Here is a 25,160-nt window from a genome sequence, read left to right on the forward strand (position 1 = left end):
GGTTATGAGCCCGACGAGCTACCAGACTGCTCCATCCCGCGTCTGTGGGGCTCATTCTATAGAGATGCGCTCGGGTGTCAACCTCAAATTCCGATAAAACCTCTTCCCGTTCAATCGCTTAGCGTTCAAAGGGGGAGGTCGACCGGCCTGTGAGGCAGGCAGGACAAGGCCTGCGAGTCTATTGAAAGTAATTTTTCGATTGAAAAAATAAATTCATAATCGACTCTTCCTACGATTGGAAAAGAACATTCAGACTACTGGTGCTATATACAGGTGCCGGTGAGATACTGTTTGTCCGGCACGCCATGACGCCTTTTCCTTGCCATGAACACAGCTTTGCTATGACCCAACGCAAGATCATCCACGTCGATTGTGACTGCTTCTATGCAGCCATCGAGATGCGCGACGACCCAAGCCTGGCCGGTAAACCACTGGCGGTAGGTGGGGCGGCGGACCGGCGCGGGGTAATTGCCACCTGCAATTATGAGGCGCGAGCGTACGGGGTGCGTTCGGCGATGTCCTCCGGGCATGCCTTGAAGCTGTGCCCGGACCTGACCATCGTCAAGCCACGCATGGATGCCTATAGAGAAGCGTCCAGGGAGATTCATACGATCTTTCGTGATTACACCGAGATCATCGAGCCGCTGTCGCTCGATGAGGCGTACCTCGATGTGTCGGACAGCGCGCATTTCGCAGGCAGTGCAACGCGAATCGCCCAGGACATCCGGCGCCGGGTCTCCAACCAGCTGCATATCACCGTGTCAGCGGGTGTGGCGCCGAACAAGTTTCTGGCCAAGATTGCCAGTGACTGGAAAAAGCCCAACGGCCTGTTTGTCATCACTCCGGACCAGGTCGAGGACTTTGTCAGTGGTTTGCCGGTGAGCAAATTGCACGGGGTCGGCAAAGTCACCGCCGACAAGCTCGGCAAGCTGGGTATCACCGATTGCCTGCAATTGCGCGAGTGGGACAAGTTGGCGCTGGTGCGTGAATTCGGCAGCTTTGGCGAGCGACTCTGGAGCCTGGCCCGTGGGATTGATGACCGCGTGGTGCATAACGACAGTCGCCGTCAGTCGATCAGTGTTGAAAACACCTACGATGTTGACCTGCCGGATCTGAAGAGTTGCCTGGACAAGTTGCCCGAGCTGCTGGAGACCCTGGCCGGTCGCATGGCGCGAATCGACAGCAGCTATCGTCCGGGCAAGCCATTCGTCAAAGTGAAGTTCCGCGACTTCACTCAGACTACATTGGAGCAGGCCGGGGCAGGGCGGGATCTGGGCAGCTATCAGTTGATGCTGACCCAGGCCTTCAATCGCGGCGGTAAGCCGGTGAGGTTGTTGGGTGTCGGGGTGCGGCTGGAGGACTTGCGGGGTGGGTTCGAGCAGATGGAGTTGTTTGAGCGGTAGTTTCGTTGTGAGTGTGCGGGCCCCTTCGCGAGCAAGTCGGATCGCCGCACCGCCGCTCCCACAATGGACCGCGTGATCAACTGTGGGAGTGGGCTTGCACCGGGCGGCGAACCGACGAAGCTTTTAGCTTTTGGCTTTCAGTTCAGCCCCGGATTCGCCACCAGTCGCTCGCCATTGCGGGCCAGTGACTTCAGGAACTCAGTCTGCAATTCAGGATCATTGCGCGTCAGTTCGATCAGGCTCTGTTCCAGTTCGCTGGCTTCCTCTTCAAGTCCCAGCTCCGACAGACGCTTGACCCGGTGGACCCACTGATTGACTTCGTCGCCCTCGAGATCGTCATAAATCAGCCCATGGGCCTCATAGAGCTTGCTGCGCAAGGTGCTGCTGACTGCTAGCGAGGCGTCTGTGTGTGCGTCGTCCTTGGCATCCTCGACACGAATCAGCAACCGGCTCAGGTGATTGATGTCATGTTCGGCGAACGGGTTGTCCAACAGATTCAGGCGCAACACGCCGTTTTTGTCGGTGGTCAGTTCGAAGGTTTCCTTGCCGGCCTTGACCTCGACCGGGCGCTCGCTCCAGGGCAGGCTTGAGTACTCCGTGCGCTTGTCGCGCTGGACTTCATCAATACCGGCCAGGTTCTGCTGCGCGCGACCATGGGACTGCACGTTCATGAACGGGTTGAGCCCGGCGAAACCGTAGCTCAGCCAATCCTTGGTCACGCTGTCCGGCAAATTGCCGAGGGCGAACACATTGACTACGTTGGCACCGACACCCGCTACCACGGCCACCGCACCCAGCGGGATTTCGTAAATCTCCCGCCAGGGTTGGTACGGCGTATAGCGGTCGTAGTGGCGCGTGACTTCGTATTCGGTGACTTCGAAAGTCTTCTGCTCGTGGATTTTCACCCGCCGTTGCGGAAGCTCAAGCACCTTGGGCTCACCAACATCGATCTGCAGGCTGTGATCGAGCAATTTGCGCTCGACACGTTCCTCGTGCTCGCTGCGTTGTGACATTTGATTGGCACAGCCGCTGACCAGCAGGGCGCCGCACAAGGCGGCACCACCGAGGCCTAAGGTGTTTCGCTTGAACATGACGTCTCTATATCTGCTATCAGCGGCGGATGCGGGCCTGAAGGAAGGACAGTACGTCGGCGACCGGCAGCGCTTGTGCGTCGGCCTCGGTACGGCTCTTGTATTCCAGGTTGCCTTCGGCCAGGCCGCGGTCGCTGACCACGATTCGGTGTGGAATGCCGATCAGCTCCATGTCCGCGAACTTGATGCCCGGGCTGGTTTTCTTGTCGCGGTCATCCAGCAGCACTTCGAAGCCGGCAGCGGTAAGTTGCGCGTACAGCTTGTCGGTGGCTTCGCGAACCTGTTCGGTTTCGTAGCGCAGCGGCACCAAGGCAATCTGGAACGGCGCGAGGGTGTCGCTCCAGATGATTCCGTTTTCGTCGTTGTTCTGCTCGATGGCAGCCGCCACCACGCGAGACACACCGATGCCGTAGCAGCCCATTTCCAGGGTGACGGGCTTGCCGTTCTCGCCCAACACTTCGCATTTCATCGCTTTGCTGTACTTGTTACCCAGCTGGAAGATGTGTCCGACTTCGATGCCGCGCTTGATTTCCAGGGTGCCCTTGCCGTCCGGGCTCGGGTCGCCGGCCACGACGTTGCGCAGGTCGGCAACGGTCGGAACAGGCAGGTCGCGTTCCCAGTTCACGCCGAAGTAGTGTTTATCATCGATGTTGGCACCGATGCCGAAGTCGCTCATCAGCTCGACCGAGCGGTCGATGATGATCGGCAGCGGCAGGTTCAGCGGGCCGAGGGAACCGGCACCGGCGCCAATGGCCTCGCGCAGTTCGCTTTCCGAGGCCATGACCAGCGGGCTGGCAACGCCTGGCTGGTTGGCGGCCTTGATTTCGTTCAGCTCATGGTCGCCACGGATGATCAGGGCAATCAGCTTGCCTTTCTCTTCAGCATGCACCACGAGGGTCTTGATGGTTTTCTCGATCGGCAGGTTGAAGCCTTCGACCAGTTGCGCAATGGTCTTGGCGTTCGGCGTGTCGACCAGGCGCAGCTCTTCGGTCGCAGCGGCACGCGAGGTTTCGCGAGGCACGGCTTCGGCTTTTTCGATGTTGGCGGCGTAGTCGGAGCCGTTGCTGAACACGATGTCGTCTTCACCGGACTCGGCCAGTACGTGGAACTCGTGGGAGCCGGCACCGCCGATGGAGCCGTTGTCGGCCTCTACAGGGCGGAACTTCAGGCCCAGACGGGTGAAAACGTTGCAGTAGGCCTGGTGCATGCGGTCGTAGGTGACCTGCAGCGAAGGCTGGTCGGCGTGGAAGGAGTAGGCGTCCTTCATGATGAATTCGCGGCCGCGCATCAAGCCGAAGCGTGGGCGGATTTCGTCACGGAATTTGGTCTGGATCTGGTACAGGTTGATCGGCAGCTGCTTGTAGCTGCTCAATTCGTTACGCATCAGATCGGTAATGACTTCTTCGTGGGTCGGGCCGGCGCAGAAGTCGCGACCGTGGCGATCCTTGAAGCGCAGCAATTCAGGGCCGTACTCTTCCCAGCGCCCGGATTCCTGCCACAGCTCAGCCGGTTGCGTGCTTGGCATCAACACTTCGAGAGAGCCGGCAGCGTTCATTTCTTCACGAACGACTGCTTCGACCTTGCGCATTACCCGCAAGCCCATCGGCAACCAGGTGTACAGGCCTGAGGCGAGTTTGCGGATCATGCCGGCGCGCAGCATCAGCTGGTGGCTGATCACGACCGCGTCGGAAGGCGTTTCTTTTTGTGTGGCGAGCAAAAATTGACTGGTGCGCATGGTTGGCCGTTATCGATTGCTGATGACGAGATATGACGGAGCATTGTACGGGCGAGATCCGCTGGCGTACAGGCGTGCGGTCGGTGGTGTGGCAGGAGGGCACGATTCACTCGGCCCTCCGCGATTCTTCCTGGGTAAAGAACCTACGATTCTTCGGCGACCGGGGTCTGCACCGGTTCCGGTGTAGGTGTCGGACCTGCACGGCGGTTCTCCTGGAACCAGTGCAAGGCGATCAACAGCAGGGTCGGGACGCCCAGCAGGGCGGTAATCAGGAAGAAGTCGTGATAACCGAACTTCTCCACCATGACCCCGGAGTAGCCGCCGATCAGGCGTGGCAGTAGCAGCATGATCGAGCTGAGCAGGGCGTATTGGGTGGCGGAGAATTTGAGGTTGGTCAGGCTCGACAGGTAGGCGACGAACGCCGAGGTCGCCAGGCCCGAGCTGAAGTTGTCCAGGGAGATGGTCAGCACCAGCATGTTCAGGTTGGGGCCCATGTCGGCGAGCATCAGGAACAGGATGTTGGTCGCCGCGGAGGCGACACCGCCGATGAACAGGATCGGCAGGATGCCGAAACGCACGATCAGCAGGCCGCCCATGCCAGCGCCGACCAGGGTCATGATCAGGCCGAAGATTTTGCTGACGCTGGCGATCTGGTCCTTGGTGAAGCCCTGGTCGATATAGAACACGTTGGCCATTACGCCCATGACCGTATCGGACATCCGATAGGTGGCGATCAAACCGAGCAGCAGCAGCGCTTGCCAGCGGTATCGCAGGATGAAGTCGTTGACAGGTGTCAGCACTGGCGCCAGGCCGCGACGGCCCATGGCCGAGAGGCACAGGGCGGTGAGGGTGGTATAGAGAATTGCGCGCAGGAAGGCGCGGTCCTCCAGCAGCAGGTCGAGCACGCTCACGCCTTCGAACACTACGCTGGCGAAGTCGGTGTTGTAGAGCTGGGTGAACAAGGCCGGCACGGACACCAGCAATACGATCAGCACGAATACCGAGGCCAGCTGATGCACGAAACTGTAGCGCCCGGCCTGTAGCTGCGTGCGCAATGGTACTGGCGGCTCGCGCATGAACAGGGATGTCAGCAGTGCCGGGACCATCAGGGCGCCGAACAGGATGTAAGTGCCGGCCCAGGCCGAATGCTTGTAGTTGAAGCCAGTGGAGCCAAAACCTTCGGCGAAGTACAGCGCGCCTGCGGTAGCCAGCAGCGCAGCGACCCGGTAACCGGACATGTAACTGGCGGCCAGTGCGGCCTGGCGGTTGTCTTCGGCGATTTCCAGGCGGTAGGCATCGACTGCGATGTCCTGCGTCGCTGATGCGAATGCGACGACGACGGCAATGGCGATCAGCCAGGACAAATGCTTTTGCGGGTCACAGAAACCCATCCCGATCAGGCCAAGGATGACCAGTGCCTGGGACAGCACGAGCCAGGACCTTCGTCGACCGAGTTTGCCGAGCAATGGCAGTCGCCATTGGTCGAGCAGGGGTGACCAGACCCATTTGAAGGCATACGCCAGGCCGATCAGGCTTGCATAGCCAATGGTTTCACGCGCCACGCCGGCTTCACGCAGCCAGACTGAAAGCGTCGAAAACACCAGCATGTAGGGCAGGCCGGCGGCGAAACCAAGCAGCAACAGCACGAGTGTCGAGGGGCTGGCATAAGCGGCGAGCGCGGCGCGCCAGGTTTTACGGGGCATGGGCTGGAGTCTGCCTCAAGAAATACGGAAACAAAGCGCGCACTCTAACCGCTGTGCTCTACCGGACGCCAGCCATGGCGCTGAATATCAACACGATTGTTCAGGACACTGATGCCCTCCATGCGTAATCGTGCGCGCTGCTCATCACCCGAAGGGCTGCCGACCGGCAGGCTGATACGCCCGTTTGCGCCCAGAACACGGTGCCAGGGTAACTTGCTGTCGCCGGGCAGTTGACTGAGTGTGCGCCCGACCCAGCGGGCGGCGCGACCCAGTCCTGCGAGCTCGGCCAACTGGCCGTAGCTGACGACTTTGCCCTCGGGTACTTGTGCCAGCGTCAAATACAGCGCCGTGCGTCGGATTTGTGCTGCACTCTCGGGGTCTTCGGTTGGATCGGTCACGTCCGTCAGTCCTGAAGAAGTTTGCCTTACCATCTGTAGAGTAATTCCTGCGCAGGAAGTTGAGAAATGAACTCAACAGAAATAGTCGGGTCAGTCCTTGTCAGGGCCTTGTTCCTACGGATAATGCCGACTTTTCTCGCAAGCCTGAGCCTGTATTTTGTTTATGTTGTCCAGATCCCTGCTGTGTCTCGCCGTCCTTGGCGCATCCTCTCCCTTGCTGGCCGATACCGTGTGGTTGAAGAACGGTGACAAGCTGAGCGGGAAGATCACGCTGTTCGATGGCGGAAAGCTGCTAATCCAGACCGAGTACGCCGGTGCGGTGACGATCGACTGGAAACAGGTCAAGACCCTGGACAGCGATCAGGAGTTGCTGGTCAAGCAGGATGCCTACAGTGGTGAGAAAGCCAAATCGTTGAAAGCGGCGGACGACGGCAAGGTCACGCTGGCCAACGGCGAGGGACCGAAGACGGTCGAACTGGCGAGCATCCAGCAGATTCTCAAGCCAAAACAGGTGGTCGAGGATCTGGTGTGGAAAGGCAACGTCGATGTCGCGCTGGATTATCAGCGGGCGGAAAACGACACCGATGACTACGACATCGACTTCAAGACCAGTGCGCGACACGGGCGCTGGCGGCACACCGCTGAAGGTGAGTACAACCGTGAGTTCCAGGACGACGTGGTGACCACGGACAACTGGCGGGCGGAGTACTCCATCGACCGATTCCTGACCGAGCAATGGTTCTGGCAGGGGCGCCTGGTCTACAAACGCGACAAGGTAGAAGACCTTTCCCGTCAACGCACCGTCGGTACCGGTCCCGGCTATCAGTTCTGGGATAACGAACTCGGGGCGTTCTCCCTGGGCTCACTGGTCAACCGCACGGACTATGAATTCTCCGATGGCAGCGAGGAAAATTTCTACGCCTTGGCCATGAAGTGGGACTACAACCGCTACCTGATCGGCAAACGTGTCGAGTTCTTCACCAATGGTGAGGTCGGCAAGCCGCTGTCGGGCGTGGCCGACTACGCGCTCGATGCCGAGATGGGGTTGCGATACAAGGTGACTGACTGGGCTTCGCTGAACCTGAAGGCAGAGCGCGATATCATCAGCGGTGCCGACGATGCGGATCTGGACAAGACACGCTACACCGCAGGGTTTGGCGTGACCTGGTAAGGGCATCAAAAAATCGCCGCCTTCGACAGCGCCTGCAGGGGCAACCCGGGAGCTGTCGAAGGCGGCGATCTTTTTTGTGTGGACAAAACACCCGCCCACAAAAAAGCCCCGCTGTTGAGGGCGGGGCTTTTTACTAAAGCAAGTACAAGTTAGATAACTTGAACTTCTTCAGCTTGCATGCCTTTCTGACCGCGGGTAGCGATGAAAGAAACCTGTTGGCCTTCTTTCAGGCTTTTGAAGCCGTCGGACTGGATAGCTTTGAAGTGAACGAACAGGTCGTCACCGGATTGTGGAGTGATGAAGCCGAAGCCTTTTTCATCGTTGAACCACTTAACGGTACCGGTTTGGCGATTAGACATGGTGTAACTCCTTGAACAAAGATAACTGCGACTCAGGAAGAACCCTGGCCGAGACTGAGTGCAAAGAGCAGGAAAAATTCTTGTAGATGGTTGGATCGAAATTCAACATATCGTGTAGAGATTCTCAGTGACACAAGCAGCACAGTGACGCCACCTTAACCCTTTTTCCGGAACGTGCCAATGCTTCTTGCACAGGTTTCTCTGTTTTAAGGATCGGCGGTGTGACGGTTCGTCGCCAGCGCAGGTAATTCCTGCCTGTTCGGCGAGAATTGCACCGCGGACTTTGAACCCGGCGGCGCGCCCGGTAAGATGCCGGACAGAATTTTTCGACCTCGCTATTCAGGACACCCGCCATGAGCATCAAATCGGACAAGTGGATTCGCCGCATGGCGCAGGAACACGGCATGATCGAGCCATTCGTCGAGCGCCAGATGCGCGGCAGCGACGATAGCCGTGTGATCTCCTACGGCGTGTCGAGCTACGGCTACGATGTGCGTTGCACCAATCATTTCAAGGTGTTCACCAACATCAATTCGGCCATCGTCGACCCGAAGAACTTCGATGCCGGCAGTTTCGTCGACGTCCACAGCGACGTGTGCATCATTCCGCCGAACTCCTTTGCCCTGGCCAGCACCGTCGAATATTTCCGCATTCCGCGTAATGTTTTGACCATTTGCCTGGGTAAAAGCACCTATGCGCGCTGCGGCATCATCGTCAACGTCACACCGCTCGAGCCTGAGTGGGAAGGTCACGTGACCCTCGAGTTCTCCAACACCACCAATCTGCCGGCGAAAATCTACGCGAACGAGGGCGTGGCACAGATGCTGTTCCTTGAGTCGGACGAAGAGTGTGAAGTGTCCTACAAGGACCGTGGCGGCAAGTATCAGGGCCAGCGTGGCGTGACGCTGCCTCGCACCTGAGTCAATCGTCTGGCAAATGCCGGGAATTCCTGAGCGGGCGTACACTCTATGGAGTGTACTGTTCCGATCCGCGCAAGGTGGGTCGGGTCATCGCTCAGGAGTGCCGAATGAAGATCGATCCGCGAATCAGTGCCGAACTGGCAAGGCTTGAACCCAATCAGGTTGGCGTTCTGGCCTGGTCCTTGTTGGCACACCCGCCCGTCAGCATGGCAGGGGGCATTCCCGGCCAGCCTGATCCTGATACCCCGAACGAGCAGCCTAATGAACCGGGCGAGCCTACGCTGCCGGATGAGCCGCCGCCTGCGCCTGTTGTCTGACTTTCGATTTCCGCTACTCATGGTCGGTGAATTGCCACTGTCGTCCTCAGCAAGCAGGCCTGTGCCTGTTGTTGCTGTTGACAACCGTGGCGTCTGAATCAGCCTGAAAATATTCGGAAGTAACTGTGTCTATCGTTGAAACCAATCAACGGGCACGGCTGTGGTTCCATTCAGGAACTGCGTGCCCTTGGGTCGGAAGCAAAGGGCGTCAGGCAGTTAACTTCGAATATGAAAAGGAATATTCAGATGAGTGCTAATCGATCGGGGTATTTGAGTGCCGATGTAATCACGACGAGCGGCTCCATGCAGTTTCGCGTAACGGATGGGCTCGATTTTTATCAGCGTTCAGACATCCATTGCATTGAGGCGGATAACGGTCAGGGGACTGCGTTTTACGTGTACCTGCCGAGGGACATCCAGAGTGGCAGCTACAGCCTCAGGCTCAATGAGGCAGCTCCCATGGTCATCCATGTGATCGGCAACTCGGAGGCAGAGCTTTATCCAGGAACGCTTGAGTTAACTGTGGGAGGTGATGCGCAGTTTACCGGGCGCTTCAGTGGGACGGACGCTAATGGTCTACAGGTGACAAATGGCAGTTTCAGGCTGGAAAACGAAGCGGGGGCATAATGGTTGATTGATGTTGGAAGCCGGACAAGCCGGCTTCCATTTCTACTCCCGGCGGCTATTTCAGGTTGCCGCTGAGGAACTGCTTCAACCGCTCGCTTTTCGGATTGCCCAGCACCTCTTCCGGTGCGCCTTCTTCCTCCACCAGGCCCTGGTGCAGAAACAACACCTGGCTCGACACTTTGCGGGCGAAGCTCATTTCGTGGGTCACCATGATCATGGTCCGGCCTTCTTCGGCCAGGCCCTGGATCACCTTGAGCACTTCACCCACCAGTTCCGGGTCCAGCGCCGAGGTCGGTTCGTCGAACAGCATGACTTCCGGCTCCATGGCCAGTGCGCGGGCAATCGCTACCCGTTGTTGCTGACCGCCGGACAGGAATGCCGGGTATTGGTCAGCGACACGAGGGGCCAGCCCCACCTTGTCCAGGTAGCGCCGGGCGCGATCCTCGGCTTCTTTCCTGTCACAGCCCAGCACCCGGCGGGGGGCCATGGTGATGTTTTCCAGCACCGTCATGTGGCTCCACAGGTTGAAATGCTGGAACACCATGGCCAGGCGGGTGCGAATTCGCTGCAGTTCATCGGCGTCGGCCACGTGCATGCCGTGACGATCCTTGATCATGCGGATGTTCTGCCCGTCGAGGCTCATGGCGCCATCGTTGGGTTGTTCCAGGAAGTTGATGCAACGCAGAAAGGTACTTTTACCCGAGCCGCTGGCGCCGATCAGACTGATGACGTCGCCGGTTTTGGCCTTGAGCGAAACACCTTTGAGGACTTCATGGTCGCCGTAGCTTTTATGCAGGCCTTCGATGGTCAATTTGTACATGGGGCGTGCATCCTCAAGGCGAAAGTAGATAGCCGCTGCGATAGGCTTCGGTGCCCGCGACGTGGGCGATCACCATGCCGGCAGTGGCCATGCGGCGCAGCGAGCGCGCGTACATCAGCCCGGCTGTGGCGCAATGAACGGGAGTGACCAGATCGTTGACCGGATCAATGATCTCGGCGATCAGTTGCCCGGCTTCCAGGTACTGGCCCGGCCGCGCGGTGAACACCAGCAGGCCGCCGACGGGCGTGGTCACTGGCTCAACACCGGCCAGCGGTGTCGCCGGATAGGGCAGGTCGGGCAGGGGGGCGGGTTCGCCGGCGATCGCGCCGAAATGGATCAGGTAATCGATCAGTGCCTGGCAATCGAGGCTCGCCAGCGGGTGATTGACGTCGCCTTGACCTCGCAGTTCGACGGTCACCGAAAAACTGCCCGGCGGAATATCGAAGTCCTCGCCGAAGCGATCCTTCAGTTGCCACCAGAGCAGGGTGAAGCATTCGTCGAACGACTGGCCACCGGAATCGGTTGCCAGCAAGCTGGCTTGGGCGCCGATGTAACGGGCCAGCGGCTCGACCTGCGACCAGGCTTCAGGTGTGGTGTAGAGGTGTGCGACCGCTTCGAAATCGCAATGCAGGTCGAGCACCATGTCGGCGTCGCAGGCCAGTCGCTGCAGGGTCAGGCGCTGGGATTGCAACTGGGTGCCGGCGGTCTGCCGGGCCAGCGCGTCGCGCAGGTTGCTGCGGATCAATTGCAGGTTGTGCTGCGGATCGTCACCGAGCTTGCCTTCGATCGCGTTGCCGACTTCCTCGCTGAGGTCGACGAACCAGCGGTTGAAGTTCTGGCCGCTTTCCAGCTCGTAGCGACCCAGCGGCACATCCATCAGCACCTGTTCCAGGCCCACCGGGTTGGCGATGGGCACCAGCACGATTTCGCTGCGCAGGCGCCCGGCGGCTTCCAGCTCCGCCAGGCGTTGCTTGAGGTGCCAGGCCACCAGCATGCCGGGCATTTCGTCGGCGTGCAGGGAGGCCTGGATGTAGATCTTGCCGTTGGCCGATTGAGGGCCGAAGTGAAAGCTGTGGATCTGTCTCGCGGTCCCCGGCAGTGGGGCCAGCAGGTCATGTTTCTGGTGGCGCATCTGTTGTTCCTGAAGCAGGTTGAGACCTAGTGGGTCGGCCCGAGGAAGGCCAGCCATCGGCGTTCGGCAAGGCGGAACAGGCCGACCAGCGCAAAAGTGACGGTCAGGTAGATCAGCGCGGCGATGCCGAACGACTGGAAGGTCAGGAAGGTCGCCGAGTTGGCGTCCCGAGCAACTTTGAGCACGTCCGGGATGGTCGCGGTGAAGGCCACGGTGGTCGAGTGCAGCATCAGGATCACTTCGTTGCTGTAGTACGGCAACGAGCGACGCAAGGCCGATGGCATGATCACGTAGGCATACAGTTTCCAGCCGGTCAGGCCGTAAGCCTTGGCCGCTTCGACTTCGCCGTGGTTCATGCTGCGGATGGCCCCGGCGAAGATCTCCGTGGTATAGGCGCAGGTGTTCAGGGCGAAGGCCAGGATCGTACAGTTCATCGCATCGCGAAAGAACGCGTCCAGTATGGGCTGGGCCCGAATGGCGGCCAGGCTGTAGATCCCCGTGTAACAGATCAATAGCTGGATATAGAGCGGGGTGCCACGGAACAGGTAGGTATAGAACTGTACCGGCCAACGGATGTAGAAGTGCGGCGATACACGGGCGATGGACAGCGGGATCGACACGATAAAACCGATGAAGATCGAAGCGCTGAGCAGCCACATCGTCATGGCCAGGCCGGTGATGTTGTTGCCGTCGCTATAGAGGAAGGGTTTCCAGTATTCCTGCAGGAGTTCGATCATCGTACGGCCTCCCGGGTCCCGGCGGAGTAACGACGTTCGAGCCAGCGCAGGATGACGTTGGACGCGCTGGTGATCACCAGGTAGATCAGCGCGGCAAGCACCAGGAAATAAAACAGCTGATAGGTACTTTTGCCGGCGTCCTGGGCAGCCTTGACCAGGTCGGCGAGGCCGATGATCGACACCAGGGCCGTGGCCTTGAGCATCACCATCCAGTTGTTGCCGATACCCGGCAGGGCATAACGCATCATCTGCGGGAACACCACGATCCAGAAACGCTGGCCGCGCTTGAGGCCATAGGCGGTGGCCGCTTCGACCTGACCCCGTGGGACGGCGAGAATCGCGCCACGGAAGGTTTCAGTGAAATACGCACCATAGATGAAGCCCAGGGTGATGACCCCGGCGCTGAACGGGTTGATCTCGATGTATTCCCATTCCATGTAATCGGTAAACGAGGTCAGCCAGGTTTGCAGGCTGTAGAAGATCAGCAGCATCAGGACCAGGTCCGGAACGCCACGAATGAGTGTGGTGTAGAGCTGGGCAGGCACGCGCATCAGTTTGACTTTTGACAGCTTGGCACTGGCGCCGAGCAGCCCGAGCAGCACGGCCAGCAACAGCGACAACGCCGACAGCTTGATCGTCATCCAGGTGCCTTGCATCAGCAGCGGACCGAAGCCCTTGAGGCTGAAGGCAGAGAGCCCCAGATTTTCTAATAAGGTTTCGAACATAAATCAGCAACCTGATCGGATGAAAAAAGCGCCCATCGAGAGATGGGCGCCGGGCATTATTTGCCGCTGTACAGATTCAGATCGCCAAAGTGTTTCTTCTGAATGGTGGCGTAGGTGCCATCATCGTGTAACGCTTTGATACCTTTATCCAAAAGTGCTTTCAGCTCGGTGTTACCTTTCTTAATACCGATCGCGGTTTTGGCAGGCAGCAGTTCGCTGTCGACTGGCTTGCTGATTTCGTAGCCCTCACCTTTTGGTGACTTCAAGAAGCCTAGTTCGGCTTGCAGCATGTCCTGGATCGCTGCGTCGAGACGGCCGGAAGTCAGGTCGGAATACACCTGATCCTGGTTCTGATAGGCCTGGGTTTTCACGCCGGCCTTGTCGAGAACGGCTTTGGCGTAGGCTTCCTGGATGGTGCCTTGCTCGTAGCCTACGGTTTTGCCCTTCAGTGAAGCGACGTCCTCGGTCAGGCCGGAGCCTTTCTTGAACACGTAGGCGGTTGGGCCGGAGAACAACTCGCTGGAGAAGTCGATGACTTTTTCACGGGCCGGGGTAACGGTCATCGACGAAATCACACCGTCGAATTTATTGGCTTTCAGGCCCGGAATCATGCCATCGAAGTCACTCTCGACCCACTTGCACTTGACCTTCAGTTCGGCGCAGATCGCGTTCCCCAGATCGATGTCAAAGCCTACCAGGCTGCCATCGGCCGCTTTCGATTCGAACGGTGCGTAGGAAGGGTCAACGCCGAAACGCAGTTCTTTGTACTCCTTCGCCATGGCGGAACCAGCCGCCATGCACAACGCCAGTGCAGAAAGGGTCAGCAATGCTTTTTTCATTATTCAATCCCTAAAAACCAATATGAGCGCTTGTGGCGCAGAATTATTGTTACTGGAAAGCGTAAGACCTGTTGAAAGTAGCAATTTCCGAACCAGAGTGCCGAACAAGCGTTTTATTCAGGTGCTTGGAAATGGCCGGAGACAGATTTATGCACGAAAACGGGCGCAGGGAAATGGGTGCACCAAATCAACTCGCCACAAAAGAACGGATTGACTGAGCAGGTTTCGCATGACCGGGAACTCCACCTCGTGACACGACTTGTCCTTGAGTCAGCGCAACCGCGATAGCGGTCTGACATTCAACCTCTATTTTGAATGTCAGACCGCTATCGCGGGCAGGTAAAGGGCTGGGTTATTTACCGGGTGTCAACGTCAACCGCGCCTTGCCATAGGCGTTGTCGAAGTTCTGCGGCTGCATCGGCAGGCTCATGTACTGTCCCTTGAACCACGGCTCGATGCTGTTGAGGTAGTTCGGGCTGGCCGGGTTGCCGGACTGGCCGGTGCCGTTCTGCGCCATCAGCGGTTCGGACTGGCCGAAGTCGACGATAAAGCGCATGGCTGGCGCCAGCGTGGTGTTGAAGTCCTGGCCCCAGGCGAAGGCGGCGGTGTTGAGAGTGGTGTGGTCTCCACCGGCCGGCAGCGGTCCGCGCACGGTCTGGCCGCTGCTGTTTTTCCATTCATAGCGATGCAGTCTGCCCCATTGCCAGGCTTTGTGATCGCCGCCCAACTGACTGTCGCCGGCGCTGATCGCGGCGGCGAGGCTGCGGGCGAGGATGGCCGGTTTGTCTTCTTTCTGTGCGGTGCGCACGTCATCCCAGAACGGGCTGTCCTCACGCCCGAGCAAGTGATCGGCCTGGGCCGCATAGGACAACTTGCCGTCGGCAACAAAAGCTTTCCACGTCGGGCTGCTTTCCGGGCCCAGTTCATCGAGGAAAATCTGGCGCGTGCTTTCCTGCAGGAACAGTTCGTAGATGGCCGCATCGGTGGAGGTCGGGCTGAGCTTGCCGTCGAACGCCATCAAGCGGCTGTAGGCTTCGTGTGCCTTGGCGCGATCGGCCGCCAGCAAGGCGTCCATGGCTTGTTTGAGTGGCTGGGCCATACCCGGCGCTTCGAACATTTCCTTCAGCTTGGCAGCGAAGGTGGTGGTCTGGTCGTATTGCATGGCGATCAGGCTGCGGCTGTCGTGTTTGCCTGCGCCGGCCAGTTCAGCCAAGCGCTCGCCGCGCTCCGGAGTGGCCCAGGAATTGGACAGCTGCATGCCGTAGCCATGGGGAATGACCCGCTGGTTGGCGGTGCCGAGCCAGCCCTGGGCCGGGTCCTGATCGTACGGGTGCAGCATCGGGTCGGCGTAACCGTCCCAATCGTATCGACCTTCCCAGCCCGGCGAGGGCAGCAAGCCTTCGCCTTCGCGGCGGTTCGGGTAACGACCGGTGACTTGCCAGCCGATGTGGCTGACATCGGCGAACACCAGGTTCATCGCAATGGCGCGGATTTCGCGGCTGGCATCCGAGGCTTTCTCGACACTCTGGGCGCGGGACAGGTCGAAGAGCGCGTCCAGGGTCTTGTCGTCGGTGAAGTTCGGCGTCTGCAAGGCCAGGCCGAAACCATTGGCCAGCGTGGTGCCCTGGGCGCTGTTGAGCAGCGGGCCATGGCGGGTTTCGTACACCGCTTCGCGAATCGGCCGCTGGCCTTTGACGAAATAGGTTTCGTTGCGCACGATCGCCGGCTGCCACTTCCCGGCGTTTTCGTAGGTAAGCCCGCTGCTCTGGCGCTTGATCTTCTCCAGGAACAGGTCCTGGTTGTCGCCCATCACGGACGTCATGCTCCACGCCACCTTGCCGTTGAAACCTCCAAGCACCATCGGCAGACCCGCGATGGTCACACCGGATGCCTGATACTTCGGCGCGCGAATCTGCACGTAACTGAACAACGAAGGCACGCCCAGCGGGCCATGACTGTCACTGGCCAGCAGGCTCTTGCCGCTGCGGCTGCGTTGTGGGGCGATGGCCCAGTTGTTCGACGAAGTGGCGCCCAGCAGGTTCAGGTCCGACAGTTGGCCCGTGGCTTTGCTGAGTTCGGCCAGCCCCGGTACTTGCCCGTTGAGCTTGAGGCCTTGCAGTTTTTCGCTTTCGGCGACCGGCAGTTTTTCGTCGGGAGCCGACGGCGTCAGCCATGCAAGTTTGTCGGTGGTGACGGTCTGGGCCATTACCAGCGAGGAAATTTCTTCCGGCAGGTTGGTCGACTGGCTGAAGTTCAGCAGGCAGAAAATCAGCGCCGAATCCTCCGGCTGCCAGTACTCAGGCTTGTAGCCGGTGGCTGCCAGATCCGCCGGCAGTTTGTCGCGGTAGCGGAACAGGTAGGCGTTGACCCCGCGCGCATAGACTTCGAAGAAACGCTTGAGGCGCGGTGAAGAAGCCTTGTACAGCTCGCCAGCACTTTTCTTCAGGTTGACCGCCCGCATGTAACGGTCGGCATCCAGCAGGTCCGCACCGTGCATCTCGGCCAAACGGCCCTGGGCCAGCAGGCGCAGGGTGGCCATCTGGGTGATGCGGTCGTTGGCATGCACGTAACCGAGGGTGAACAGCGCGTCGTGGAAGCTGTTGCTTTCGATCAGCGGCATGCCCATGGCATTGCGGCGCACCGAAACGCTCTGCGCCAGGCCCTTGAGTGGTTGTACGCCGGAGGTCGGCGGGAGGGTGTCCTGGGCGTTGAAGTTCTGACAACCGGTCAGGCTCAACACACCGGCCACTGCTGCGGCAACGCCGAACCGGGGTAGAAAATGAGTAAGGGCTGGCGAGGCCATGGCAAAGCTCCTGCGGGGGTAGAGGCGGCGGCGCGCAATAAAGGCGCTACGTTAGTGAGCGAGAGGTGGCCGCGCAAGCGGGGTACAAGGTTATTTCAGGATTTGTCTGATAAACCGGAAAGATCGCGGTCTTGTCAGTCGCAATGGGAGATGTTGAAGTGCGAAACGCTCAACAATCCAGGAGAACAGTCGGCATGGAGCTCAAGGCAAACGCGGCACTGATCATCATCGATCAACAAAAAGGCATCCTGCACCCCAGGCTCGGTCGCAGGAATAATCCAGAGGCCGAAACGCGCATGCTGGACTTGCTTGGCCATTGGCGACGTACCGCCCGGCCGGTGATTCATGTGCAGCACCTGTCCCGCTCGGAGGACTCGGTATTCTGGCCGCAGCAGTCGGGGGTGGAGTTTCAGGAACGGTTTGAGCCAATGGCCGGTGAACGCTTGATCCAGAAGCAGGTGCCGGATGCGTTTTGTTCGACGGGGCTGGAGGCGCAGTTGCGCGAGGCGGGGATCGGGCAGTTGATCATCGTCGGTGTCGCGACCCACAACTCGGTGGAGTCCACGGCGCGTACCGCGGGCAACCTGGGGTTTGATACGTGGGTGGCCGAGGATGCGTGTTTTACCTTCGACAAGGCTGATTTCTTTGGCCAAACCCATAGCGCCGAAGTGGTGCATGCGATGTCGCTGGGGAATTTGCACGGTGAGTATGCGACGGTGGTCAGCACCGCATGTGTATTAAAGGCTGACTGAAAAACCTGTAGGAGCGAGCTTGCTCCGGGCGGCGTTCCGACGATAGCGGTCTGACTGACACATTGATAGTTGATGTGTTGCCGTCATCGCGAGCAAGCTCGCTCCCACAGGAGAGGATGGCGATTCAACAGGCGAAGCAAGTCTTCGCCCGAAGCATCAAGCGCCGTGGCACTTTTTGAATTTCTTGCCGTTGCCGCATGGGCACGGATCGTTGCGGCCAACGTCTTTCAGGGCATTGCGCACCGGTTCCTGGTGAGCGTGGCCGCAGTTCGGACCGTGGACATGGCCATGGTCGTGATCATGGTGGTGATGGTCATGATCATGATCGTGATTGCAGTCAGGGCCGTGGACATGGGGTTGCTGGGTCATCGGTGTTGCTCCGGAATTAAATCGGCGGCGATTATCACGCCATTGCGCGTCAGGTGCACGTAGTGGGTGATGAATATACCGGTTTCCAGTTCACCTTCCAGACGATAGGGAATGGGTTGATCGGATTTTTTCTGCAGTTTGGCCAGATCACGGACCTTGGACCACAGGTTGGTGCGGATCGGTACCTTGAAGTAAGCGCTGTGCCTGGGGCTGATGGTGAACCAGTGTTCGTACTCGCCGTCGGCCAGCAGTATGTCGCCCAAGTGAACGCGGTACTCCAGAGCACGCACCGTCAGATCGCTGTCGTTGGGGTTGTCGATGCGAAAATGCAGGAGGAATTTCTGTTCCAGCAGTTTGGCGTTGACCACCTCGATCTTCACCAGATGGACCTCGGGGTCCGGCAAGTCGTCGTCGAACCACGACGCACAGCCACCGAGTCCCAGTGTCAGGAACAAGGTGAACAGACAAAGTGCGCAGCGGCGGATGATCATCGTGGTGTTTCTCCCTTGAGCCCCAGTCTAGACCCAAAGGATCGCAGTCTTCGACAGCTCCTGCGTGGTGGACAGTCATTCCATGTACTAGCTGCTGAAGTACCCCGCACAACACTTCTTGAACTTCTGCCCACTCGCACACGGGCAAGGGTCATTGCGCCCGAGTTTGAGTTGCACGGTGGGGTCGATGAAATACCAGCGTCCGGCGTTCTGTACGAAGGATGAGCGCTCTCGATGACTGTGCTCGCCATTGCTATTGTGCCAGCGCGCGGTGAAAGTCACGAAAGCATGTTCAGGCTGGCCGCCCAGCACTTCGGAGCTTTCCACCTCAAGGCCCAGCCACGTACTTTGCGCGCTCCAGTCGCTGATCGATTGACGGTCCAGGCCGGCCTGTTGGGCGGGCAGGGTGGTGGCCACCAGATAGTCGACCAGCCCCAGCACATAGGCGCTGTAGCGTGAGCGCATCAAGGCTTGCGCGCACGGCGCCGGGTGTCCGGCATGGTAGTGACCACAGCAGGCGTCGAGCAGGGTGCCGCTGCCGCAAGGGCAAATGGATGTACTCATTGCATTACCACCAGTATTTCCCGAAGTTTTCCGGATTGGCCCAGAAGCGCGAATTGAGCCAGTCGGGGACTTGTTTGTATTCAAGCAGATCGTAGGTAAACAGGGTCAGGACCTGTTCGTCCCGTTGGAAGCGTTCACTGGCTTGCAGGGCCAGGGAGAAAAAGTCGGTTTCCTGCCAGCCACAGGCCGGCAGATCCGCCAGCACCGCGATGCGGCTGGCGTTGAGGTTGCGGATGCCGCCCAGCAGGTTCAGGCCGTCGCGCTTGGGCAGATGCTCCAGGCAATCGACCACCAGGGCCAGGTCGAAACGGCGAGCCGCCAACTCGTCGGGCAACGGCCCGGGGGCGGCGAAAGCGACGCAGCTGTCCGGGTGAGCGAGTTTGAAAGCCTCCAGTGCCGGGAACTCGCTGGCGCCGATCAACAACAGACGTGTGGGGGCATATCGGTCGAGTAACGCGGCCAGTGCCTGTTGTGGCGTGCGTGAAGAAATACCTGCAGTCATCGAAGATCCTCAATCAGATCTGCCAAGACTAGCCTGCCCTTACGTTCGGGCCTAGAGCGCCTTGGCGACAAAAGCGCCAAGCTGCCGTTAATACGCGAATAAACAGCATGGCCTATTGCTGGCGGAGTTTAAAACTCGGGTCTTTACTACCTGAATCGGTTCTAAGCCGATCCTTCAGGAGAAAACTAGATGAGCATAGTTCGGACAGCATTACCCTTGGTTCTGCTAACCAGTGTCTTGACTGGTTGCGCAGGTTTGCAGAAAACCGACTGGCCGACCTGTGCGGCTGTTGGTGGTGTTGTGGGTGCGGGCCTCGGAGCGACCGAAAGCTCGGCATGGGCAGGGTATGGTGCTCTGCTCGTCGGCGGTACGGCAGCGGCTTATTGCTGGGTGCACGGTGATGGCGACGAAGACGGCGACGGTGTGCCGGATAGTCGCGACAAGTGCCCAGGCACGCCTAAAGGCGTTCAAGTCGATGCCAACGGTTGCCCACCACCAGCGCCTGTGGTCGAAGAAGCGGTAGTGGTACAGGAAGAAACCATCGTCATTCGCGATGTCCACTTCCAGTTTGATAAAGCCACGCTTACCTCGTCCGACAAACTGGTACTCGACAAGATTGCTACTCGCCTGAAAGCCGAAGCCCCGACTGCTCAACTGACCGTAACCGGCCATACCGACAGCGTGGGTAGCGACGCCTACAACCAGAAACTGTCGGATAAACGCGCCCACTCGGTGGTTGAATACCTCATCGGTCAAGGCGTACCTCGCAGCAACTTCGTGTCGGTTGTCGGTGCCGGTGAAAGCCAGCCGGTTGCTGACAACAAAACCGCTGACGGTCGTGCACAGAACCGTCGTACCGAAATCAAAATCCAGCGTTAATCCCCCCTCGCATCCGCGCCTTGTGCAGTCGCGGATGCGGGTCTTTACTCCTGTGTAACCGGTATTGGCCGGGGACACAGGAGCTTTCAACATGATCGTTCTCACAAGGACCGTCTTGCCGGTTCTGCTACTTGGCAGCCTCTTGACCGGCTGCGCGACCCACAGCGATGGCACCGCCCCCCTCAATCAACGCACTTGGCCAATTTGCAGCCTCATCGGCGGTCTGGTCGGTGGTGGTCTGGGCGCAATCGAGAGTAGTGCCTGGGCCGCGGGTGGGGCGGCGCTGGGTATCTTGTCCGGTGGCTTGATCTGCTATGCCCAGGATGGCGACGAAGATGGCGACGGCGTTTTCGACCGACGCGACCGTTGCGCTGATACCCCTGCCAATACCCCGGTCGACCATCGCGGTTGCGTGGTGCCGCAGTACCCGGACAGCGTCCAGGTTGAGCCTGCGCAATCCGAAGTCATTACTCTGAGCGATGTACTGTTTGTCTTCAATCAATCTGAGCTGACCCCGACGGCGAAGAGTCAACTGGATGCGTTGATGAGCAAGTTCGAGGATGCCGATGTGGTCAGCATCAAGGTGGTCGGCCACACTGACAGTGTCGGTTCGGATGCCTATAACCAGGCCTTGTCGGAGCGGCGTGCCAGCAGCGTGGCGGAATACCTGTTGAGCCAGGGTGTGGCGCCGAACAAAATCACCAGCGAAGGCAGGGGCGAGAGCCAACCGATTGCCGACAACGAAACAGAAGAAGGCCGTGCGAAAAACCGTCGCGTGGAACTGCATATAAACCGCTGAACCAAGAGATAGAGCCGTCGAGCGACTGGTGTGATCGCTGCGACGGCCGTTCGGCGGCCTCCATGAAGAATTTTCCGTTGCCCTCTGGCTTATCCCGCGTGGAAGCCGTTACTGTGCGCGCAAACAATAATTCTCATCGGGGGCGCGTATGAAAGTCATATGGGGACTGGGGCGATTACTGACCTTGGTGTTCTGGGCGGTAGTGCTGGTCAATCTGCTCATACCGCTTGTCTTTCCGCTGCACCCGTTGGTCAACCTGGCCGGTGGCCTGTTGGGGTTCATCCATCTTCTGGAAGCGTTGCTGTGCTATCGCAGCCTTCGAGGTCGCGCCCATCCCTGGCTTGACCGCTTGAAGATCGTCATTTTTGGCGTATTCCACCTGCAAACCATTCCAACCCCCACCGCTTCGAAGGCTTCCCATGCGTAAACTCTGTCTGCTCGCCGCACTCATCAGCCCATTGGCCTGCGCACAGGTGGTGAGTGTCGAACCCAACTCGCTGATGCGCTTGCCCAACACCGCCAGCGCCCTGCAACTGGAACGTCTGGAAGTGGCCGATTACGGCACCTTGCTGATTCCTTCGAACGTCACCGAAGTCACCGTGGGTGAATTGCATCTGGGGCGTGAAGCGCGCATTGCCATCGTGCCGGGGGAACAGACGTTGGCGCTGAAGGTCCGTCGCGCTGATTTGTCCGAAGGCAGCCAGATCACCTCCCGTGGCTCACCCGGGACCTACCAGAAGGCCGCTCGATCCGGGCGCAGCCTTGATTTGCAGATCAAGACACTGAACGCAGCGCAATTGACCGTTGATGCTCGCGGTGGTGCGGGTGCACCGGGGTTCGTTGGTCTTGATGGGGGTAACGGCCAAGAACCGGGCTGCACATGGGGGCAGGCCGGTCGCGGTGCCGATGGCAGTGATGGCAGCAATGGTCAGCCGGGAGCACCGGGGGCGCTGGTCAAACTGGCAGTGCCGCACGACTTCCCGGCAGACCGGATCAAGGTTCAGGTGGCTGGCGGCGCCGGTGGCCTGGCCGGCCCGGGCGGCAAACCGGGCGCGGGTGGCAAGGCCAAGGGCTGCCTGATTTACAAGGCCGATGGTGGCAAGAGCGGTAAACCCGGGGCTGATGGTCAGCCTGGGCCAGAAGGGGCGGCGGGTTCGGTGACGGTGCAGCGGTTGTAAGCTGTTGCCGAAATCTGAACTGTCTGTCAGACCGCTATCGCGAGCAAGCTCGCTCCCACGGGATCTGTGCAGTTCCTGAGTGCGAGCTTGGTCCGGGCGGCGTTCCGACGATACTTTTAGAACATCGACCGGGCCGCGGCAATCACCACCAAAGCCAACCCTACCAGCAGATTGATCCCTACCAACTTGCGGATCCGCCCCAGCACCGCTGCACCGGCTGGCCAATCCTGCTCGGCCACGGCGGTGCGCAGTTCCGGCAGCATCAGCGCCTGAATGCGGATGAACAGCGCGGTCATTACCACATACAAGCCCATCATTACCTGCACATAGCGCGGCGCGGCTTCAAAACCGTTGAATTGCATGTGCAGCATGCCCACGCCGCTGACCGGCAATAGCACCACCGCCACCCAGACCCAGCGGAAAAAGCCTTGAAACACTTCTATCCACAGTTTCAGTCGGGCAGGGCCTTCAAGTGCCTTGATCGCAGCAGGGCGCAGGACCATCCAGGCGAAAAACATGCCGCCGACCCAGACCAGGGCCGCCAGTACGTGCAGGCTATAAATGAGGCTAAAAGGTGTCATTGGGTTACTCCGTTCTGCGCGGGATTCATTAGCGGGGTATGATAGCGGCCGAACCGAACTACTGAAAATTTATCCAGCGTTTTTTGCGCCCGACAATCCATGATCAGCACTGAACTCAAAACCACGATCCAGGGCGCCTACTCGCGTTTTCTCGAAGCCAAGAGCCTCAAACCGCGCTATGGCCAACGCCTGATGATCGCCGAAGTCGCCAAGGTCCTGGGTGACATCGACACCGACGACGAAGGCCGGCGCAGTGGCGACCCCGCGATTGTCGCGGTGGAAGCCGGCACCGGTACCGGCAAAACCGTGGCCTATAGCCTGGCGGCGATTCCCACGGCGAAGGCCGCCGGCAAGCGCCTGGTGATCGCCACGGCCACCGTGGCCCTGCAAGAGCAGATCGTTTACAAGGACTTGCCTGACCTGATGCGCAACAGCGGGCTGAATTTCAGCTTCGCCCTGGCCAAAGGGCGCGGGCGCTACATGTGCCTGTCCAAGCTCGACATGTTGCTCCAGGAAGGCCACGCACAGACCGCCACCGCTCAGTTGTTCGAAGAAGAAGGTTTCAAGATCGAGGTCGACGAGGCCAGTCAAAAGCTGTTCACCAGCATGATCGAAAAACTCGCCGGCAATAAGTGGGACGGCGACCGCGACAGTTGGTCCACCGCCCTGGAAGACGCCGACTGGGCGCGCCTGACCACCGACCACAGCCAGTGCACCAACCGTCATTGCCCGAACTTCGGCCAGTGCGCCTTCTACAAGGCCCGCGAAGGCATGGGCAAGGTCGACGTGATCGTCACCAACCACGACATGGTCCTGGCCGACCTGGCGTTGGGCGGTGGTGCCGTGCTGCCGGACCCGCGCGACACCATCTATGTGTTCGACGAAGGTCATCACCTGCCGGACAAGGCGATCGGCCACTTCGCCCACTACACGCGCCTGCGCTCCACTGCCGACTGGCTGGAAACCACCGCCAAGAACCTCACCAAACTTCTGGCCCAGCATCCATTGCCGGGGGATCTGGGCAAGTTGATCGAGCAGGTGCCGGAACTGGCGCGGGAGATCAAGACCCAGCAGCAATTCATGTTCACCGCGTGCGAGCAGATTGCCGATTTCAAACCCGGCGAGGACGTCGAAGGCCGCGAGCGCCCGCGTCACCGATTCGTCGGCGGGGTGATTCCCGAGCACATGCGTGAAATGGGCATCGAGCTGAAGAAAGGCTTCGCACGGCTGACCGATCTGTTCACCCGCCTGACCGAGTTGCTCAAGGAAGGCATGGACGGCGAGGTCAACATTGGCATCGCCAGCAACCAGGCCGAGGAGTGGTATCCGCTGTTCGGCAGCTTGTTGTCGCGTTCTTCCGGCAACTGGGAGTTGTGGACCGCCTTCACCGTCGAAGACCCGGAAGACAACCCGCCCATGGCGCGCTGGCTGACCCTGGCCGAAAGCGGCTCGCTGTTCGATATCGAGGTCAATGCAAGCCCCATCCTCGCGGCGGAAATGCTCCGGCGAAACCTGTGGAACGTGGCGTATGGCTGCCTGGTTACATCGGCGACCTTGACCGCCCTCGGCACCTTCGATCGCTTTCGCATGCGCGCTGGCCTGCCGAAAAAAGCCGTGACCGCCGTGGTCCCAAGCCCCTTTCATCATGCTGACGCCGGTGTGTTGCGGGTGCCGAACCTGAACGCCGATCCACGTGATGCGGCGGCACATACCGCCGCGATCATTCGTGATTTGCCTGAGCTGGTCGAAGGCTCGCGGGGCACGTTGGTGCTGTTTTCCTCGCGCAAACAAATGCAGGACGTGTTCGACGGCCTGGACCGCGACTGGCGCAAGCAAGTGTTCATCCAGGGCAACCTGTCGAAACAGGAAACCCTGAACAAGCACAAGGCGCGGGTAGATGGCGGCGATTCCAGCGTGTTGTTCGGCCTGGCGAGCTTCGCCGAAGGGGTCGACTTGCCCGGCGCCTATTGCGAGCACGTGGTCATTGCCAAGATTCCTTTCTCGGTACCCGATGATCCGGTCGAGGCGGCGCTGGCCGAATGGATTGAAGCCAGGGGCGGTAATCCGTTCATGGAAATCTCCGTGCCGGACGCCTCGCTGAAACTGGTCCAGGCTTGCGGTCGCTTGCTGCGCACCGAAGAAGACCGCGGCACCATCACCTTGCTCGACCGGCGCCTGGTGACCCAGCGCTATGGCAAAGCCATCCTCAACGCGTTGCCGCCGTTCCGTCGAGAAATTTCCTGAAGTACCGGTGGGCAGTTTTGC

The 25,160-nt window shown here is 59.5% G+C and carries 27 protein-coding genes; 11 read left to right on the forward strand and 16 right to left on the reverse strand.

Annotated elements, in window-relative coordinates; all coding sequences use genetic code 11:
• Positions 1–341: 341 nt before the first annotated feature.
• A complete protein-coding gene (gene dinB / locus AC3WTM_RS16365) occupies positions 342–1,403 on the forward strand; it encodes a DNA polymerase IV (RefSeq protein WP_102669856.1) in 1,062 nt (353 codons plus the stop codon).
• A gap of 137 nt (positions 1,404–1,540) precedes the next feature.
• Here dinB and AC3WTM_RS16370 read toward each other — a convergent pair whose 3' ends face one another.
• The 4 genes from AC3WTM_RS16370 to AC3WTM_RS16385 form a co-directional block, all read right to left on the reverse strand.
• On the reverse strand, positions 1,541–2,494 hold the full coding sequence (locus AC3WTM_RS16370; RefSeq protein ID WP_102669857.1) for a hypothetical protein: 954 nt from the start codon (positions 2,492–2,494) through the stop codon (positions 1,541–1,543).
• Between the two features lie 19 nt (positions 2,495–2,513).
• On the reverse strand, positions 2,514–4,229 hold the full coding sequence (locus AC3WTM_RS16375) for a proline--tRNA ligase (protein ID WP_090453511.1): 1,716 nt from the start codon (positions 4,227–4,229) through the stop codon (positions 2,514–2,516).
• A 143-nt stretch (positions 4,230–4,372) separates the two neighbouring features.
• Positions 4,373–5,932, reverse strand: a complete 1,560-nt coding sequence (locus tag AC3WTM_RS16380) for an AmpG family muropeptide MFS transporter (protein ID WP_102669858.1) — start codon at positions 5,930–5,932, stop codon at positions 4,373–4,375.
• Positions 5,933–5,976: 44 nt separating this feature from the next.
• Positions 5,977–6,363 (reverse strand): MGMT family protein, encoded by a 387-nt coding sequence (locus AC3WTM_RS16385; RefSeq protein ID WP_219733057.1) that lies wholly within the window; start codon positions 6,361–6,363, stop codon positions 5,977–5,979.
• Between the two features lie 130 nt (positions 6,364–6,493).
• Between AC3WTM_RS16385 and AC3WTM_RS16390 the strand changes: the two genes are divergently transcribed.
• A complete protein-coding gene (locus AC3WTM_RS16390; protein ID WP_102669859.1) occupies positions 6,494–7,501 on the forward strand; it encodes a DUF481 domain-containing protein in 1,008 nt (335 codons plus the stop codon).
• A 149-nt stretch (positions 7,502–7,650) separates the two neighbouring features.
• Here the strand turns inward: AC3WTM_RS16390 and AC3WTM_RS16395 are convergent, their stop codons facing one another.
• The gene (locus AC3WTM_RS16395; RefSeq protein WP_002554837.1) at positions 7,651–7,860 is read right to left on the reverse strand and encodes a cold-shock protein; all 210 of its coding nucleotides are present in this window, start codon (positions 7,858–7,860) and stop codon (positions 7,651–7,653) included.
• Positions 7,861–8,213: 353 nt separating this feature from the next.
• Here AC3WTM_RS16395 and dcd point away from each other — a divergent pair, with 353 nt between their 5' ends.
• The 3 genes from dcd to AC3WTM_RS16410 all read left to right on the forward strand — a co-directional run bounded on the left by dcd (position 8,214) and on the right by AC3WTM_RS16410 (position 9,724).
• Positions 8,214–8,780 (forward strand): dCTP deaminase, encoded by a 567-nt coding sequence (gene dcd / locus AC3WTM_RS16400; protein WP_102669860.1) that lies wholly within the window; start codon positions 8,214–8,216, stop codon positions 8,778–8,780.
• A 107-nt stretch (positions 8,781–8,887) separates the two neighbouring features.
• Entirely contained in the window at positions 8,888–9,097 is a 210-nt protein-coding gene (locus AC3WTM_RS16405; protein ID WP_008052149.1) for a hypothetical protein, read from the forward strand.
• A 246-nt stretch (positions 9,098–9,343) separates the two neighbouring features.
• On the forward strand, positions 9,344–9,724 hold the full coding sequence (locus tag AC3WTM_RS16410; RefSeq protein ID WP_256586121.1) for a hypothetical protein: 381 nt from the start codon (positions 9,344–9,346) through the stop codon (positions 9,722–9,724).
• A gap of 55 nt (positions 9,725–9,779) precedes the next feature.
• Here the strand turns inward: AC3WTM_RS16410 and AC3WTM_RS16415 are convergent, their stop codons facing one another.
• The 6 genes from AC3WTM_RS16415 to AC3WTM_RS16440 form a co-directional block, all read right to left on the reverse strand.
• Complete coding sequence (locus tag AC3WTM_RS16415; protein ID WP_102669862.1) at positions 9,780–10,544, reverse strand: ABC transporter ATP-binding protein; 765 nt, start codon at positions 10,542–10,544, stop codon at positions 9,780–9,782.
• Between the two features lie 13 nt (positions 10,545–10,557).
• Positions 10,558–11,676, reverse strand: a complete 1,119-nt coding sequence (locus tag AC3WTM_RS16420) for a succinylglutamate desuccinylase/aspartoacylase family protein (RefSeq protein ID WP_102669863.1) — start codon at positions 11,674–11,676, stop codon at positions 10,558–10,560.
• 26 nt (positions 11,677–11,702) lie between these two features.
• Entirely contained in the window at positions 11,703–12,413 is a 711-nt protein-coding gene (locus AC3WTM_RS16425) for an ABC transporter permease (protein WP_102669864.1), read from the reverse strand.
• The gene (locus tag AC3WTM_RS16430) at positions 12,410–13,138 is read right to left on the reverse strand and encodes an ABC transporter permease (RefSeq protein ID WP_057716128.1); all 729 of its coding nucleotides are present in this window, start codon (positions 13,136–13,138) and stop codon (positions 12,410–12,412) included. Before AC3WTM_RS16430 ends, AC3WTM_RS16425 begins: the two co-directional genes overlap by 4 nt.
• A 56-nt stretch (positions 13,139–13,194) precedes the next feature.
• Positions 13,195–13,977 (reverse strand): transporter substrate-binding domain-containing protein, encoded by a 783-nt coding sequence (locus AC3WTM_RS16435; RefSeq protein WP_102669865.1) that lies wholly within the window; start codon positions 13,975–13,977, stop codon positions 13,195–13,197.
• 352 nt (positions 13,978–14,329) lie between these two features.
• A complete protein-coding gene (locus AC3WTM_RS16440; protein WP_102669866.1) occupies positions 14,330–16,780 on the reverse strand; it encodes a penicillin acylase family protein in 2,451 nt (816 codons plus the stop codon).
• Positions 16,781–16,974: 194 nt separating this feature from the next.
• Here AC3WTM_RS16440 and AC3WTM_RS16445 point away from each other — a divergent pair, with 194 nt between their 5' ends.
• Positions 16,975–17,532, forward strand: coding sequence for a cysteine hydrolase family protein (locus AC3WTM_RS16445; protein WP_102669867.1), 558 nt, complete (start codon positions 16,975–16,977; stop codon positions 17,530–17,532).
• Between the two features lie 156 nt (positions 17,533–17,688).
• On the opposite strand, the gene AC3WTM_RS16450 is transcribed toward AC3WTM_RS16445, so the two are convergent.
• The 4 genes from AC3WTM_RS16450 to AC3WTM_RS16465 form a co-directional block, all read right to left on the reverse strand.
• On the reverse strand, positions 17,689–17,901 hold the full coding sequence (locus tag AC3WTM_RS16450; RefSeq protein ID WP_015093814.1) for an SEC-C metal-binding domain-containing protein: 213 nt from the start codon (positions 17,899–17,901) through the stop codon (positions 17,689–17,691).
• Positions 17,898–18,392 (reverse strand): LEA/WHy family protein, encoded by a 495-nt coding sequence (locus AC3WTM_RS16455; RefSeq protein ID WP_102669868.1) that lies wholly within the window; start codon positions 18,390–18,392, stop codon positions 17,898–17,900. Before AC3WTM_RS16455 ends, AC3WTM_RS16450 begins: the two co-directional genes overlap by 4 nt.
• Before the next feature lie 87 nt (positions 18,393–18,479).
• The gene (locus AC3WTM_RS16460; RefSeq protein ID WP_102669869.1) at positions 18,480–18,956 is read right to left on the reverse strand and encodes a YchJ family protein; all 477 of its coding nucleotides are present in this window, start codon (positions 18,954–18,956) and stop codon (positions 18,480–18,482) included.
• 4 nt (positions 18,957–18,960) lie between these two features.
• Positions 18,961–19,458 (reverse strand): DUF6231 family protein, encoded by a 498-nt coding sequence (locus AC3WTM_RS16465; protein ID WP_057716122.1) that lies wholly within the window; start codon positions 19,456–19,458, stop codon positions 18,961–18,963.
• A gap of 189 nt (positions 19,459–19,647) precedes the next feature.
• Here AC3WTM_RS16465 and AC3WTM_RS16470 point away from each other — a divergent pair, with 189 nt between their 5' ends.
• The 4 genes from AC3WTM_RS16470 to AC3WTM_RS16485 all read left to right on the forward strand — a co-directional run bounded on the left by AC3WTM_RS16470 (position 19,648) and on the right by AC3WTM_RS16485 (position 22,314).
• Positions 19,648–20,337 carry a PA1041 family peptidoglycan-binding anchor lipoprotein gene (locus AC3WTM_RS16470; RefSeq protein ID WP_102669870.1) on the forward strand — a complete coding sequence of 230 codons (690 nt, stop codon included), beginning with the start codon at positions 19,648–19,650 and terminating at the stop codon, positions 20,335–20,337.
• A 91-nt stretch (positions 20,338–20,428) separates the two neighbouring features.
• Positions 20,429–21,136 (forward strand): PA1041 family peptidoglycan-binding anchor lipoprotein, encoded by a 708-nt coding sequence (locus tag AC3WTM_RS16475; protein ID WP_102669871.1) that lies wholly within the window; start codon positions 20,429–20,431, stop codon positions 21,134–21,136.
• 148 nt (positions 21,137–21,284) lie between these two features.
• Positions 21,285–21,563: a DUF1145 domain-containing protein gene (locus AC3WTM_RS16480; protein ID WP_102669872.1), complete on the forward strand. Its 279-nt coding sequence runs from the start codon at positions 21,285–21,287 to the stop codon at positions 21,561–21,563.
• The gene (locus AC3WTM_RS16485) at positions 21,556–22,314 is read left to right on the forward strand and encodes a hypothetical protein (RefSeq protein ID WP_102669873.1); all 759 of its coding nucleotides are present in this window, start codon (positions 21,556–21,558) and stop codon (positions 22,312–22,314) included. The genes AC3WTM_RS16480 and AC3WTM_RS16485 overlap by 8 nt, the downstream gene beginning before the upstream one ends.
• A gap of 116 nt (positions 22,315–22,430) precedes the next feature.
• On the opposite strand, the gene AC3WTM_RS16490 is transcribed toward AC3WTM_RS16485, so the two are convergent.
• Entirely contained in the window at positions 22,431–22,895 is a 465-nt protein-coding gene (locus AC3WTM_RS16490; RefSeq protein ID WP_102669874.1) for a CopD family protein, read from the reverse strand.
• 99 nt (positions 22,896–22,994) lie between these two features.
• Between AC3WTM_RS16490 and dinG the strand changes: the two genes are divergently transcribed.
• A complete protein-coding gene (gene dinG / locus AC3WTM_RS16495; RefSeq protein ID WP_007992389.1) occupies positions 22,995–25,139 on the forward strand; it encodes an ATP-dependent DNA helicase DinG in 2,145 nt (714 codons plus the stop codon).
• The last annotated feature ends 21 nt before the right edge of the window (positions 25,140–25,160 follow it).

The organism is Pseudomonas sp. EU05-FHT14B02 (genome assembly GCF_058791055.1).